Here is a 15,043-nt window from a genome sequence, read left to right as displayed (position 1 = left end):
TGTCCGATCGTTCAGCGGACCGGCAGCCGGATCGAGACGATCAGGCCCGGTTCCGCATCGCCCAGTTCCAGCCGCCCGCGATGCAGCCGCGCGATCGCGTCGACCAGCGACAGGCCAAGCCCGTGCCCGGCCGACCCCCGCGCCCGGTCCAGTCGCCCGAAGCGACGAAGCGCCCGCGCGCGATCCTCGGGCGCGATGCCGGGGCCGTCATCGGCGACGCTCAGAACCCATTGCTGATCGGCGTGATCCAGCAAGACCCGGATCGCACCGCCGGGCACGCCATATTTGATCGCATTGCCGATGAGGTTGACCAGCGCCTGGGTCAGCAACTGCCGGTCGCCGGTGAACGGGATCGGGCTTGGCGCGACCTGGACCGTCAGCCGCTGGCCCGCCTCCTCGGCGACGGGGATCATCATCGTCCCGGTCTCCTCGACCAGCGCGGCGAGGTCGAGCGGGGCGAAACCCGACTGGCGATGTCCCGCCTCGATCTCGGCGATGCGCAGCAGCGCGGCGAACATCGCGAGCAGCGCGTCGCACTGCGCCAGCGCGGCGGTCGCGCGCATGGCGTGTCCGGGCTCGGCGGCGTCCTCGACCATGCGTGCCAATTGCCCCCGCAGACGTGCCAGCGGCGCGCGCAGGTCGTGCGCGATGTCGTTGGCCTGCCCGCGCATCGCGTCCATCAGGTCGCCGATGCGGTCGAGCATCCGGTTGAAGGCGGCGGCCTGTCGGTCGAACTCGTCGGCCGATCCGGTCACGGGCACGCGGTGGCGGATATCGCCGGCGATGATCGCATCGACGGTGCGACGCAGATCGCCGATCCGGCGGCCGACCAGCATCGCGAAGGCGATCACGCCACCCAGCACGATCAGGATGATCGACCCGAAGCCGATGAGATAGATGCGCGTCCGCGTCGTGCGATAGGAATCGAACGGTTCGGTCTCCGCCGCGATGGTCAGCCACCGCCCGTTTCCGGCCTGACGCACCAGCGCGCGACCATGCGACAGGCCGATGATCCCGTCATGCGCGCGCAGGTCGGATCGCCCGGGCGGCAGCATCCGGCGCAGCACGATATTGCCGCCCAGCCGCCGCCCGGCGGCATCGGACAGCAGCACGCCGATATCGCCGGTATCGCGCTGGCGCGACAAGGTGGCGATCCGGGCGAGCAGGGTGGGGGTGTCGATCATCCCTTCACCCGCATCCCGCTCCAGCAGCAGGTCGCCGACCACATCGATCCGCCGATCGGCCAGCCGCGCCACGGCGATCCGGTTGGCGGTCAGGATGGTGACGCCGGTACCGATCGTCGCGACCAGGAACAGCAGCAGGACGCCGATCGTCAGCCCGCGCAGGGAAAGCCGCCGGATCGCCCGCTCGATCATGGTTTCAGCGAATAGCCGATCCCGCGCACCGTCTCGATCGGGTCGGTGCCGCCATTTTCGGTCAGCTTCACCCGCAGGCGGCGGACATAGACGTCGACGATGTTGGTTTCCGGCTCGAAATCATAGCCCCAGACGCGTTCGATCAGCATCGCACGGGTCAGGACCTCGCCCGCATGGCGCGCCAGTTCGGTCAGCAGCTTCAATTCCAGATTGGCGAGCGTGATCGGCTGCCCGGCCCGCCAGGCGCGAAAGCTGGTCGGGCTGACCACGATGTCGCCGACGCGGATCGTGTCGCCGTCGCGACTGGTCCAGCGTCGGCCGCGCAGTACCGCCTGGATGCGGGCGTTCAGTTCCAGCGCATCGACCGGCTTGACGACATAATCGTCCGCTCCGGCCTCCAGCCCCTCGACCTTGTCCGACGACATGGACAGCGCGGTCAGCATGATGACCGGCACGGTGATCCCGCCCGCGCGCAACGCCTCCACCACCGACAGCCCGTCGAGCCGGGGCATCATCCGGTCGAGGATCACCGCGTCATATTGCTCGCGGTCGATCGCGGCGAGCGCCTGTCGACCGTCGTCGACATGCTCGACCCGGTGGCCGCGCGCGCGCAGTTCGGCCGACAGCCCCTCGGCAAAGTCACGATCGTCATCGACGAGAATCAGGTGCAGGCTCATCGAGTCGTTCCAAACCACAGACGCATCCTGCCCTATCGAGCAAAATTGCGCTGGCAAGGTCGCCCGATCCTATCGCGCCAGCCGCGCCTCGAACAGGTGGACGAAGCGGTCGAGCGGGCAGGGGGCCGCGTCGGGACAGCCCGGGACATGGACCGGGGTGACGGTGACGCCGGTATCCCGCGCGCGGATATGGTCGGGCGACTGGGTGCGATAGGACAGGGTGACGAATGCCTTGCCCGCCGCATTATGCCACCGCTCGATCAGGATCGCGCCACCCGGCGCGGCATCGTTGATCGCATAGCCGGGCGCGACCAGATCGAAGCCGAGCAGGGCGGCCAGCGCGGTGACGTTGGTGTCGTGCCCGACCAGCATGTCGAGCCTGGGGCCATGGGGTTCGGTCAGCGCGGCGATCATGTGCCGCCCGAACACCGCCGACTGGTGCGCGGCCATATAGGGCGAGCGCGAATAGACGTCGAACAGCGCGGCATGCAGTTCGCCCAGCCGTCGGAGCATCGCCCCATCCACCGCCGCGCCGCCGACCGAGGGGGGCAGTCCTTCTGCATATTGCAGGAGCAGCACCTGCGCGGTGCCCGAGGCGGTGCGGATCGGCCCCGTCAGGTCGATGCCCTGTCCGTCCGCCGAGGGTGTCAGGCGCGCCACGCCCCCCGGATCGCATCCCTTCGGATCGTTGCACCCCAGCACCGAGTCGAGCAGCCGAAGCGCGGGCCGATGCCGCGCGACCAGCGCGTCCATCCCGCCGGTGAAGCGGTCGATATCCGCCACCGCCGCTGCCGCATCGAACGGTGTCGCGCGGGCGCGCAGCGGCTCGAACAGCGGGTCGACCTGTCCTTCGGGATTATGGTCCACGCGCAAGGCGCAGCCGGGGGCGAGAGCCTCCGCATAGGCGCGTCCGCTGGCGATGGTGCGCGATGAACTGTTGGTTCGGATACGGATGCTGCCGGGCGCGGGACAGCCCGTTGCGGGCAGCAGGCCGCGCGCGACCCAATCGCTGTGGTCGGCCCGCGCCTCGACGGCGAGCGCGGCGGCCCCGCGCGGGGTCAGCTGGCTCTCGGGCGTCGACCAGCGCGGCCAGGGGCGGGCGGTGCGGGTGCCGTGCGGAACCTCGCCGTCGAGCGGCGCGCGTACGCCATGGCGCATCAGCACGACCACGCGGTCCAGCGTCAGCCCCCCGGTGGATCGGGCCGCGACAGGGGAGGCCAGTGCGAGGGCGGCCAGGAGCCATGCGCGGCGCAGGCCGTGGAAGCGGGCGGGAAGAGTCATCATCCCGGCTATCTGGACGATGTCCGCGTCAAAGCCGTGACATCGTGCAAAGTCCATCATGAATGGCGCAGGGGAATGCCGTAATTCCCCAGATGTCATCAAAAATCGGTCAATAAGTCATCGGATTGTCACGACCCGTCTCTAGCGGAGCCGTCGAAGGCGTCCGGGGGGCGCCGCCATCACATACCCAGGGGACTTTCATGACCGCTTCTTTCCGGCGGGCGCATGTCGTGCGCCTTTTGTGCGGCACCGCCGCCGCCCTCTCTTTCGCCGTGCCGGCGCTGGCCGCCGATCCGATCGCGCCCGCGGCCGAGCCGGTGGTCGCCGATACCGATCCGCAGGTCGGCGAGGATGTGGTAGTCAAGGGGCACCGCCAGGCGATCGTCGACGCGCAGGACGAACAGCTTCGCAGCCAGTCGTTGGCCACGGTCGTCTCGGGCGAGGAACTGCGCCTTCAGCCGCAGCAGAATCTGGCCGACCTGCTGACCCGCCTGCCGGGCATCAGTTCGTCGGTCGACCAGTCGCGCAATGCGGCGGCGACGGGCGAGGCGCAATATGTCTCGATCCGGGGGCTCGACACCTCGTACAACGCCTATTCGCTCGATGGTGTGCGGCTGGCGCAGACCGATGCGCGCACCCGCGCCATCTCGATGAACCTGCTGTCGCCCTTCTCGCTCCAGACGGTGCGCGTCGACAAGGCGCCGACCGCGCGGTTCGACGGCGATGCGATCGCGGGCATCATCGACATGGTGCCGATCACGGCCTTCGACCTGCCCGATCATCGCACGCAGATCCGTCTTCAGGGCCAGCTCGCCGGTCGGGCGGATGCGCGTCGGCAGGATCCCTGGGGCGGCACCGCGCAGGTCGAGACCGCGCAGCGCTTCGGCAATCTCGGCGTCTATGCCTCGGCCTATTACGGGCTGAAGCACGTGCTGGGCGAATCGACCGCGATGCAGCACGACTGGGAGAAGTATAACAATAACATCTCCGGCATGATCCGCGACAATCTGGACAATCTGTTTCCGCGCGGCGTGCAGTGGCAGTCCTTCCGCAACCGCATCGAGCGGATGGGCGGAACGTTGAATATCGACTGGAAGGGCGAGGGGACCGACCTCTACTGGCACTCCACCTATGGCCGGTACGGCCTCAAAAGCTGGATGGACCAGACCGCGCTACGCCAGACCAGCCTCGCCCCCGACCAGATCAACCCGAACCCCAACAAGGGCTCGTACGATGCCGCCGGCTATCGCGCCGATTATGGCCTGACCGCGACGCATTATTTCCGCACCGAGCACAGCAACCAGGAGCTGGTCACCACCAAGGTCGGCGGCCAGACGCGCTCGGGTGACTTCACCTTCGACTATCACGGCGCCTTCTCGCGCGGGTCGCAGGATTATCCGCTGCGCATCCAGGCGGGCTTTGCCGGGCGTCCCTATATCGGGACCGCCGACAATACGGGCGTCGCGGCATACCGCATGGTCACCTCGATCGGGAACCGCACCTTTCCGCAGGTCGTGCTGACCGACGCCGCGCGCGCCTATCTGACCGATCTGTCCAAGCTGAAGCAATGGTACGTGACCCAGCAGTTCGAGAATAGCTGGGAACGCCGCCTGGAGGGCCAGTTCGACACGACCTGGCATCATGCCGACCAGGGGCTGGTCTCGATCTCGGCCGGCGCGAAGGTCGAGGATGCCAAGCGCTATGCCAACGCGCTGGGCGATGACGGCGCGCTGCAATATACCTTCCCCAATGCGGATGGCAGCAACTCGCCGCGCTACGCCGCGACCGGCCCTGCGCTGACCTCGCTGCCCGGGCGCTTGCTGGGCGGGTTCATGAACAATGCCGCGCAGGTGCCGATCTTCCTGATCGACACCGATTATATCGAGAATCAGGTGGCGCAGCTCTCGACGCCGAAGATCGCCGGTCTCGATCCCGTGAAGCTCAAGGAAAACCGCCTCGACGGGCGCGAGAACCGGCTGGCGGGCTATGTCATGGCGACGTTGCAGTTCGGCGATCTTCAGGTCGTGCCGGGCGTGCGGTACGAATATAATCGGTTCAAGGGCACCTATTGGCAGGACCAGGGCAACGATAGCGGCAAGTTCGCGACCTCCAGCCGCAACTATGACCAGTGGCTGCCCAGCGTCATCGCCAATTACCGGTACAACGACAGCATGGTGATCCGCGCCTCGATCCGCAAAAGCTATTCGCGACCGGCCTTCGACCTGCTGCTCGGGCCGACCCGGGTGTCGCGCAACGACCTGGGCGAGGTGACCGGGGTGTTCATCCCCAACCCCAATCTCGATGCCCAGACTTCGTGGAACTACGACACGTCGCTGGAGATCAAGGGGCAGGGCACCGACTTCTTCTCGGTCAGCCCCTTCTACAAAAAGCTGAACCATGTCCTGTTCGCCACCGGCACGACCAATGCGACCGGGGATTACAACATCTGGGGCAATCCGCAGTCCGAACAGCAGGGCGGCGTCGAGGTGTCGAGCCTGACCACCAACGCCACCGGCAAGATCTATGGCGTCGAATTCTTCGGCCGTTATTCGCTCAAGGGATTGCCGGGGCTGCTCGATGGTCTGGGGCTTCAGGCCAATGTGACGCTGCAAAAGGCCCAGGCCAATGTCTTCGTCAACGGCCAGACCCGTTCACAGCGCATGACCCAGGCGCCCGAGGTGATGTACAATGCCGCGCTGTTCTACAGCCATGGCGGGTTCGCGGCGGAGTGGAACTACAACTATACCGGCGACCGTCTCTATGATCTGCGCTCCAGCCGGCCGGACACCTATATCCAGCCGACGACCATCTCCAACCTGATCGTCAACTATACGCTGCCCTCGGGCCTGACGGTGGGCGCCTCGGTGCAGAACCTGTTCAACGAGCACAGCTATTGGGCGACGACCAGCGAGCGCAAGGCGGATCTGTCGAATGACCGCAAGGGCGGTTATGTCGAAACCGGGCGCATCTACATGCTCAACCTGACCTACGCCTTCTAGACTTTCCCGCCTCCCCCGATCCGGTGCCCGCCCCCCAGCGGCATCGGATCGCACCTCCACGCCGATGGCCGTCACACGCCATCGGCGTCTTTGTGCGGGAATGTCGCGCCGATTGACCGGATTATGGGGGCCACTAGCATGGGCCGCCAAAGAGGAACCGCAGACCATGATGAAACGCCAGCGCCGCCAACACGAGATCGTGGCGCTTCTGGGAGAGGGGAGTTTCCGCGGCATCGGCGATCTGGCGGAGGCGCTGTCGGTTTCGGAAGAGACGATACGGCGCGAGCTGCGCGTGCTGGAGGCATCGGGCGCGGTGGTGCGCGCCCACGGCGCGGTGCGTCTGGCCAAGGTGGAGACCGAGGGGTCTTTCGCCACCCGCCTGCAACGCCATGCCGAGGCCAAGCAACGGATCGCGGGCGCGGTGGCTCGGATCGTCGCCGATGGGCAGACGCTCTATATCGATGCCAGCACGACCGGCCATTATGTCGCGCGCGCGCTTCGCGATCACCAGCGGCTGACCGTGATCACCAATGCGGTGGGCGTCGCGGCTGAACTGGGCGGGCGGGGCGATAACCGCGTGCTGCTGGCCGGGGGGGAGCTGGATTACGAATATAGCGCCTGTTTCGACGCGACGGCGCGCGACTATCTGGCGATGTTCACGCCGTCCCTGGCGATCCTGTCGGTGGAATCGGTCAATCTCGACCATGGCTTTGCCGATTATCATGCGGGCGAGGCGGCGGTGTGCCGGATGATGATCGCCCGGTCGCGCCGCACGATCATCGCGGCGGATCACAGCAAGTTCGACCGCCACGGCACGGTGCAGGTCGCCGCGCTCGACGGCATCGACATGCTGGTGACCGATGTGCCGTTGCCGGATGCCTATGCCGAGGCGCTGGCGGCGGTGGACGTGGTGGTCGCCTGACCGCGAAGGGTCGTCAGCGCCACCGCCGCGCCCGCCAGCGCGAGTCCGCCATGGAGCAGCCAGAATCGCGGCTGGCTCATCACCGGGTAGAGCGTGCCGAGCTGTCCCACGACCAGATGCGCGACGAAGCCGTGGAGATAGAACAGGCCGGTCATCAGGCCCCGGCGCGCGGGCGGCGCGGCGGCGGTGACGATCGCCAGCGCCGAGGGCCAGGACAGCACGACCCCGAGCGAAAGCAGCAGGATCGCCGCGAGCGGTCCCCCCAGTGCCACCAACCCCGCCGCCGTCGAGAGCCATGCGAGCAAGACATAGGCCAGCGCGATCGCCACCCCGCCCAGTGCCAGCTTGAGGCCGGTCGCGGGTTCGTGCCCGCCCCGCGCGAGCCATGGCCAGAGCCGATAGGCCCCCATGGCGAGGGTGATGGTGAACAGACCGTCCGCCGCCGCCAGCCAGCCCGGCGGCACCGCAAAGCCATCGATGCTCAGGTCGACCCGCGCCCGCGCCCAGACGAGCACCATGTTGGTCAATTGCTCATAGGCGCAAAAACATAACGTCACCGCGACGATGGCGGGCACCACCCGCCCCCAGTCGATGGCGCCGCCGCCGGTCGGTGCGGCGGCGGGCAGCGTCACGCGCGGCGCGGTGCGGAGCAGCAGGATGGCGACGACCATGCTCGCCGCCATCGCGCCAAAGGCCGCGCCGAACCCGCTGCGCGCCGCCAGCCAGCCGCAAAGCAGGGGCCCGAGCAGCGCGCCGCCGTTCAGACAGGCCAGATAGGCGGCGAACAGCCGCTCGCCATTCCCGGTCCGGCGCAACGCCGCTACCTCGGCGGCCAGGTTGCCCTTGAGCAGCCCGATCCCGCCGATCATCAGCCCCAGGCCGGCCAGCGCGAGGCTCCGCCCGCTCAAGGCGATCAGCCCGCCTGCCATCAACCCTGCACCCAGCATCATCGCGACCCGCCGCCGCCCGCCGCGGTCCGCCATCCATCCGCCCAGCGGCAGGACCAGATAGGTGAAGGCGCCGTACAGGCCATAGAGTTGCGAGGCGAAGGCGATGTCGCCCCGGGTGCCCGTCATCCCCTCGATCGCCGCGCGCAGGGTGGCCAGGCCCAGGACCGGCATGGCGGCGGGCCGGAGCAGATCGGTCAGCAGGAACAGGGTCAGGAGCGACTTTGCGCCCTGGATCGCGAATCGCTCCCATCCCTCGACACTGGCGAGGATCCAGAAGCCGGGGGCGGGCGGGGCGATGTCCCTGTCGCGCATGATGGTGAATCGCGATCCGTTGTCGTGCTGGGGAGGAAGCGACGCTTCCCTAGCGGGGGTTTGTGACGGGTTCGCGGCGCTCGACAAAGCGCCGTCCGCGCGGCACGACGGGACCATGGACCTGTCCGCGATCGTCGCCGATATCGCCGCCGAAATGGCGGACGCCCCCGACCGGGGCAAGCCGGCCGATTATATCCCGGCGCTTGCGGGAATCGATCCGCGCCGCTTCGGCATCGCGATCGTCGAGGCGGACGGCCAATGCCATCTGGCGGGCGATGCCGAGGAGAGCTTCTCGATCCAGAGCATCTCCAAGGTGTTCGCGCTGACCCTGGCCCTGGGGGCGGTCGGCGACCAGCTATGGCGGCGGGTGGGGCGTGAGCCCTCGGGCACCGCGTTCAATTCCATCGTCCAGCTCGAGACCGAGAGCGGCATCCCGCGCAACCCCTTCATCAATGCGGGCGCGATCGTGGTCGCCGATGTGCTGCTCGGCGGGTACGAGCCGCGCGAGGCGATCGGCGAGATGCTGCGCTTCGTCCGTGCGCTGACCGGAGAGGATGATATCGTCATCGATGCCGCCGTGGCGCAGGCCGAAATGGAGACGGGGCATCGCAACCAGGCGCTGGCCCATTACATGCGCGCCTTCGGCAATCTCCACCATCCGGTCGAGCGGGTGCTGGGCGTCTATTTCCACTTTTGCGCGCTGGCGATGAGCTGTCGCCAACTGGCGCTTGCCGGGCGCTATCTGATGGCGCGGGGTCGCCATCCGGGGACGGGGCGCTCGGTCGTGTCACCGCAGCGGGCGCGGCGGATCAACGCGCTGATGATGAGCTGCGGCCATTATGACGGATCGGGGGAGTTCGCCTTCCGCGTCGGCCTGCCGGGCAAGTCCGGCGTGGGCGGCGGCATCCTGGCGATCGTGCCCGGCCGGGCCTCGATCGCCGTCTGGTCGCCGGGCCTCAACGCCCGCGGGAATTCACAGCTTGGTACGCTGGCGCTCGAACGGCTGGTTCAGCGGACCGGCTGGTCCGTGTTCGATCCACAAGCCGGTTGACCGCGCGCAGCGGCGCGAAGGCCGCATGGGCGCGCACCGACAGCAGGAGGTTGAGCGCGACGCCCGCGATCGACGCCGCACCCAGCAGCCGAACGATCCGCTCGCCGGTGATCGCCGTTCCGCAGACCGACAGCGCCAGCAGCATCACCGCACCGCCCAGCAGCTTCAATCCGGTGCGAAGCCGCGCATCGTGCAGTGTCCCCGCATCGCGCGCATGGCGATAGGATCCGGCGGCGAGCAGCCAGAAGCCGACAAAGCACAGGGCAATCGTATCAAGCATGGGCAGGCTCCGAAAAACGGCGGGACCGGGAGGGGGCACGGGGGGCGGGACGGGCGCTGACCCGCGCGGCGGCGGCGAAGCCGATGCCGATGGCGAGGCAGGCGAGGTCGAAAGCGGCGAACAGGTGATCGCCGTCGAGCAGGGAGGGGACCAGCCAGCGCGTGGTGGTCAGCGCGTTGATGACGGGGATCGCGGCCCATGCGGCGGCGGCGATGCCGAACAGGATCGTCCAGGCGCGCCGCGCGGGCAGGCCGAGCTGGGCAAGCGACAACAGGCCCCAGGTCCAGAACATCGCCGACACTTCCATGGTGGCCCGTTCCGGCATCTGGGGTGCGATCAGCCGGTTGGCGAGAAGATAGGCCGCCATGCCGATGGGAAAGGCGGCGATCACCGCGATGTTCAGCCGTTCGGCCAGCTTCAGCCCGAAAAAGGGCGCCGCGCCCGGCTTGCGCCGCTTGGCCGTCCACAGCAGAAGGCCGGTGCCGACCATCGCCGCCCCCGTCAGCCCCATGATGAAATAGGCCCAGCGCAACGCCGGTCCGGCGAATTGCGCGAGGTGCAGGCCCAGCAGGACGCCCGCCGTCGAAATGGCGGGGACGGACTGTCCGCTGCGGCCGAGGAAATCGCCGGTCGCCCCGTCATAGGTCGCGGTGGGCGTGCGCGGGTTGAGATCGCGGCTGGTCGCGCGGGCGATCGTCACGCGCGCGGCGCCGTCGCCGGGATTGGCGATGATGAGACGGGTGGCGGGGCCGCCCAGCCGGTGCTCGGCATCGCGGACCAGCGGCGCGATCGCGACCAGCGGACGGCGCACGCCGCTGGCCGGCACGTCCTCGGGCGCGCCATAGGCGGCCTGCATGAACTGCGCGGGCTTGGCGTAGTTCATCAGCACCGGCCAGGGCATGTACATGGTGATCAGGGCGATCAGCCCGGTATAGGTGATCATCGCATGATAGGGCAGGCCGAGAACGGCGGTGACGTTATGGGCGTCGAGCCAACTCCGTTGCCCCTTGTTCCAGCGTAGCGTGAAGAAGTCGGCGAAGATGCGCTTATGGGTGATGACGCCCGAAATGATCGCGCCCAGCATCGCCATCGCGCACAGCCCCGCCAGCCAGCGCCCCCAGGGATAGGGGAGCTGAAGCTGGAAATGGAAGCGATAGAAATGCTCGCCCCCGCGCGTCTCGCGCGCCGCGAGGGGCGCGCCGCTGGTGGGATCGAGATCCAGTTCGTCGCCGCGCCCCTTGCGGTCGGGCTTGGCGGGCATGCGGAAGACGCGGGTGGCGACCGTCCGCTCGTCGGGCAGAAAGATATACCATTGCAGGTCATCCGGCCCGGTCCGCGTCAGGTAGCGGATGGCCGAGGTCGCCGCCTGCGCCGGGGGGGCGGCCTCGGCGCGGATTTCGGGCTGCATCCATTGGGTGATCTCGGGCCGGAAATAGGCCGAGGTGCCGGTCAGGAACATGGTGAACAGGATCCACCCGGCGATCAGCCCCAGCCAGCCATGCGCCCAGGCCATGGTCTGACGCAGACCGCGTTGCGCCGATGCGGCGATCCCGCTCATGCGCGCACCCCCAGCCACCAGAGCAGCGCCGCCATCACCAGCGTCCCGCCCCAGACCACCGCGCTGATACGGGTCAGCCGCAGCGCGTGCAGCGCCCACAGCCCGACACCGGCATAGACGAGGAAGGACAACAGCATCGGCCAGCCGGTCGCCTCGACCCGCGATTGCGGCCCCGACACGGGCAGCAGCCGCGCGGTCAGCATCGCGGCGGCGACCGTGAATCCATAGCCGCCGAGCACCGCCGTCACCCAGCGCCAACCCATGGCGAAGCCCGCCCGCCAACCGCGAGCGGCCTGTCCGTCAATCACCTGGCGCGACGCCACCGGCGCTTTCCCCTTGTCATCCCGATGCCATCCCTCTAGCAGAATTTGAGAGTCACTATCAATAGCAGGGTTAGGGAAAACATGCGGGGATTTCGCGCGGCGACGATGAGCAGGCTGCTGCTGGCGGCCTGTGCCACGGGCACCGTCCTGGGGCATGCCGCCCCCGCGCTGGCCGCGACCGATCCGGTCGAGGACGATCAGCAGCGGCTGCGCAGCGAAGAGGTCGTGGTCGAGGGGCAGCGGGAGAAGAAGAGCGCGGCATCGGGCACCAAGACCGACGTGCCGCTGATCGCGACGCCGCAAAGCATCACCGTCATCGACCAGGAGGAACTGACCCGGCGCAACGCGCTGTCGATCAACCAGGCGCTGGGCTATGTCGCGGGCGTCGCGCCGAATCAGCGCGGCAATGTCGCGACCCGCTACGACCAGCTTTACCTGCGCGGCTTCGCGCCTGGCATGTTCATGGACGGGATGCGGCTGCTCGGCGGCGTCTATGCCAGCCCGCAGATCGATTTCCATCTCGTCGAGTCGGTCGATGTGGTGAAGGGTCCGGCGGGCGTCACCTATGGCTCGGGCACGCCGGGCGGGCTGATCAACCTGACCAGCAAACTGCCCTATGCCGGTGCGGGCGGCCGGATCGAGCTGGCGGCGGGCAATTACGCGCTGCTGCGCTCCAGCATCGACGTGAACCAGCCGCTCGATGCCGATGATCGCTGGCTGTTCCGCATGATCGCGGGCGCGGAGGAGTCGGACGGGTTCATCAAATACACCGCCAACCGTCGTTACTATGCGCGCCCGATGCTGACCTTCGCGCCCGACAAGGCGACCAGCATCACCCTGATCCTCAACTATCAGCGCGATCCCGAATCGGGGTCGTATAGCGGGGTGCCGGTCTATGGCTCGGTGCTGCCCAACCCGTTCGGGACGCTTCCGGTCGACTTCAACACGTCCGAGCCCTCCTATGAGGCGTTCGACCGGACCCAGAAATCGGCGACCATCCTGTTCCGCCACGACCTGACCGACCGGCTGAGCTGGACCACCAATGCGCGCTATCTGGCGATCGCCCTGCATTATCGGCAAATCTACGGATCGAGCTTCGTGACGCGCGGCACGGGGGCGAACGCCAACAGCGATTTCTCGACCCTGCAACGTGGCGGCGGCGGGTCGGACGAGGCGTTCCAGACCTTCACCATCGACAACCATCTGGTCGGCAAGCTCGATACCGGCCCCGTGTCGCACACCATCCTGGGCGGCATCGACTGGCAGTATAACCGGGGCGAGAATTACCAGGGATTCTACACCGGGACGAACGCCAATCCGGTGTTCAACATCTCCAATCTCAGCCTTTTCGCGCCGGTTTACGGCGTACCGTTGCCGAGCTTCGCACTGACCCAGACCCATAATTTCACCAAGCGCGATCAGGTGGGCGTGTATCTTCAGGACCAGATCGCGATCGGCGGGCTGCAACTGATAGCCAGCGGCCGCTGGGACACGTACAACCAGACGACGCAGAATCTGAACACCAACGTGGTCAGCCGCCTGCACCAGACCGCCTTCACCACCCGGCTGGGTGCGCTGTACGAGACCAAGTTCGGCCTGGCCCCCTTTGTCAGCTATTCGGAAAGCTTCGAGCCGCAGACCGGCAGCACCTGGGACGGACGCAACTTCACCCCCGTCACCGGCCGCCAATATGAGGCGGGCCTGAAATATCAGCCGCGCGGCACGACCGCGCTGTTCACCCTGTCCGCCTTCGACCTGCGCCGCCGCAACGTGCCGGTCGCCGATCCGCGCGCGGGCACCGGCAATATCCCCACCAACTCGCAGGTGCAGATCGGCGAGGTCGCGATCCGCGGCATCGAACTGGACGGGCGCGGAACCCTGGCCCCGGGTTTCGACGTGACGGTGGCGGCGACCTATACCGATCCGCGCGTGACGCAAGGATCGCCGGTGGTCGGCACCGGCGACCAGTTGAGCGGTGTCACCGGCACCCGGCCGCTGGGCGTGCCGCAATGGAGCGCGTCGAGCTTCCTGTCCTATGATCTGGGCAAGGCGGGCACGGGCGGCGCGCTGGGCGGGTTCAGCCTGGGCGCGGGCGTTCGCTATGTCGGGGAATCGGACGGCACGGCAACCCCGGTGGTGGCGGGCAAGACGGTGCCCCGCCGGTTCCAGTCGCCCGACTATTGGCTGGCCGACCTGATGCTCGGTTACGATCTGGGACGCGTCAGCCCGGCGATGGAGGGGCTTAGCCTCACCGCCAATGTCGCCAATCTGTTCGACAAGCGGCACATCACCAGCTGCTTCTTCAACAATGGCTGCTATTACGGGGCATCACGGACCTTTGTAGGCAGCCTGCGCTATTCTTGGTAAGGGCGCATCCGATTCATTCACATATGACGTGTCCGTCCCGCCCGCCGATCGATCGGCGGGGGCGGGATGCAAAGGAGTTTTGAGGTTGTCGACCGATACTGCCCTGCCCGAACTGACCCCGACCGCCGCACTGAGCGTCGAGACGGTTCAGAGCGTCCATCACTGGAACGAGCATCTGTTCTCCTTCTCGGTGTCGCGCCCCGACAGCTTCCGCTTCCGCTCGGGCGAGTTCGTGATGATCGGGCTGCGGGGCGACAATGGCAAACCGCTGCTCCGCGCCTATTCGGTGGCGAGCCCGTCCTATGACGAGAAGCTCGATTTCCTGTCGATCAAGGTTCAGGACGGTCCGCTGACCAGCAAGCTGCAAAAGGTGCAGCCGGGCGACCAGATCTATCTCGGGCGCAAGCCGACCGGCACGCTGGTCGCCGACGCGCTGCTGCCCGGCAAGCGGTTGTTCATGCTGTCGACCGGCACGGGCCTGGCACCCTTCCTGTCGGTCGCGCGCGATCCCGATATCTATGACATGTTCGACGAGGTCGTCATCGTCCATTCGGTTCGCCGGGTCAGCGATCTGGCGTTCCATGACGAACTGGCGGGCAAGCTGGCCGACGATCCGCTGGTCGGCGAGGTCGCGGCGGAGAAGTTCCACTATGTCCCGACCGTCACGCGCGAGCCCTTCCATACGAGTGGGCGCATCGACGCGCTGATCGATGACGGCCGGCTGTTCGCCGGTCTGCCCAGCGCGCATGGCTTCAACCCGGAAACCGACCGGATCATGATGTGCGGCAGCATGGAGATGATCAAGTCGCTGGGCGCCAGGTTCGAGGAGATGGGCTTTCCCGAAGGCTCGAACGCACAACCGGGGGCCTATGTGATCGAAAAGGCCTTTGCGGGCTGACATATCGACGACCGCCTTGGGCCGGGCCCGGGCGGTCGTTTCCGAACGG

Annotated in this window: 12 protein-coding genes; 5 read left to right on the top strand and 7 right to left on the bottom strand. The window is 67.6% G+C overall.

From position 1 onward, the window contains the following. Window positions 1-11: 11 nt before the first annotated feature. The 3 genes from ABDV78_RS04585 to ABDV78_RS04575 form a co-directional block, all read right to left on the bottom strand. On the bottom strand, window positions 12-1,376 hold the full coding sequence (locus ABDV78_RS04585) for a HAMP domain-containing sensor histidine kinase (RefSeq protein ID WP_343526060.1): 1,365 nt from the start codon (window positions 1,374-1,376) through the stop codon (window positions 12-14). Continuing rightward, the gene (locus tag ABDV78_RS04580; protein ID WP_343526059.1) at window positions 1,373-2,053 is read right to left on the bottom strand and encodes a response regulator transcription factor; all 681 of its coding nucleotides are present in this window, start codon (window positions 2,051-2,053) and stop codon (window positions 1,373-1,375) included. Before ABDV78_RS04580 ends, ABDV78_RS04585 begins: the two co-directional genes overlap by 4 nt. Window positions 2,054-2,122: 69 nt before the next feature. Then, window positions 2,123-3,337, bottom strand: coding sequence for a histidine-type phosphatase (locus ABDV78_RS04575; protein ID WP_343526057.1), 1,215 nt, complete (start codon window positions 3,335-3,337; stop codon window positions 2,123-2,125). A gap of 197 nt (window positions 3,338-3,534) precedes the next feature. Here ABDV78_RS04575 and ABDV78_RS04570 point away from each other — a divergent pair, with 197 nt between their 5' ends. Together ABDV78_RS04570 and ABDV78_RS04565 are read left to right on the top strand one after the other, a co-directional pair. Continuing rightward, window positions 3,535-6,333, top strand: a complete 2,799-nt coding sequence (locus ABDV78_RS04570; protein ID WP_343526056.1) for a TonB-dependent receptor — start codon at window positions 3,535-3,537, stop codon at window positions 6,331-6,333. Between the two features lie 166 nt (window positions 6,334-6,499). After that, entirely contained in the window at window positions 6,500-7,255 is a 756-nt protein-coding gene (locus ABDV78_RS04565) for a DeoR/GlpR family DNA-binding transcription regulator (protein WP_343526055.1), read from the top strand. On the opposite strand, the gene ABDV78_RS04560 is transcribed toward ABDV78_RS04565, so the two are convergent. After that, window positions 7,213-8,517, bottom strand: coding sequence for an MFS transporter (locus ABDV78_RS04560; RefSeq protein ID WP_343526053.1), 1,305 nt, complete (start codon window positions 8,515-8,517; stop codon window positions 7,213-7,215). The two genes, ABDV78_RS04565 and ABDV78_RS04560, sit on opposite strands and share 43 nt — an antisense overlap. A gap of 115 nt (window positions 8,518-8,632) precedes the next feature. Between ABDV78_RS04560 and ABDV78_RS04555 the strand changes: the two genes are divergently transcribed. After that, entirely contained in the window at window positions 8,633-9,568 is a 936-nt protein-coding gene (locus tag ABDV78_RS04555) for a glutaminase (protein ID WP_343526051.1), read from the top strand. Here the strand turns inward: ABDV78_RS04555 and ABDV78_RS04550 are convergent. From ABDV78_RS04550 to ABDV78_RS04540, 3 genes are read right to left on the bottom strand one after another with little or no spacing between them, the layout of a single operon-like run. Next, complete coding sequence (locus tag ABDV78_RS04550; RefSeq protein WP_343526050.1) at window positions 9,474-9,848, bottom strand: DUF3325 family protein; 375 nt, start codon at window positions 9,846-9,848, stop codon at window positions 9,474-9,476. The genes ABDV78_RS04555 and ABDV78_RS04550 overlap by 95 nt on opposite strands. Further along, window positions 9,841-11,406 (bottom strand): PepSY-associated TM helix domain-containing protein, encoded by a 1,566-nt coding sequence (locus ABDV78_RS04545; protein WP_343526049.1) that lies wholly within the window; start codon window positions 11,404-11,406, stop codon window positions 9,841-9,843. Before ABDV78_RS04545 ends, ABDV78_RS04550 begins: the two co-directional genes overlap by 8 nt. Next, on the bottom strand, window positions 11,403-11,729 hold the full coding sequence (locus ABDV78_RS04540; RefSeq protein ID WP_343526047.1) for an iron transporter: 327 nt from the start codon (window positions 11,727-11,729) through the stop codon (window positions 11,403-11,405). The genes ABDV78_RS04545 and ABDV78_RS04540 overlap by 4 nt, the downstream gene beginning before the upstream one ends. Window positions 11,730-11,834: 105 nt before the next feature. Here ABDV78_RS04540 and ABDV78_RS04535 point away from each other — a divergent pair, with 105 nt between their 5' ends. Continuing rightward, a complete protein-coding gene (locus ABDV78_RS04535; RefSeq protein WP_343526046.1) occupies window positions 11,835-14,096 on the top strand; it encodes a TonB-dependent siderophore receptor in 2,262 nt (753 codons plus the stop codon). Between the two features lie 85 nt (window positions 14,097-14,181). Then, window positions 14,182-14,994: a ferredoxin--NADP reductase gene (locus tag ABDV78_RS04530; RefSeq protein ID WP_343526045.1), complete on the top strand. Its 813-nt coding sequence runs from the start codon at window positions 14,182-14,184 to the stop codon at window positions 14,992-14,994. Window positions 14,995-15,043 lie beyond the last annotated feature (49 nt).

The organism is Sphingomonas sp. (assembly GCF_039594485.1).
In the GTDB taxonomy this organism is placed as follows: domain Bacteria; phylum Pseudomonadota; class Alphaproteobacteria; order Sphingomonadales; family Sphingomonadaceae; genus Sphingomonas.
This window is presented reverse-complemented; position numbering and strand designations above follow the sequence as displayed.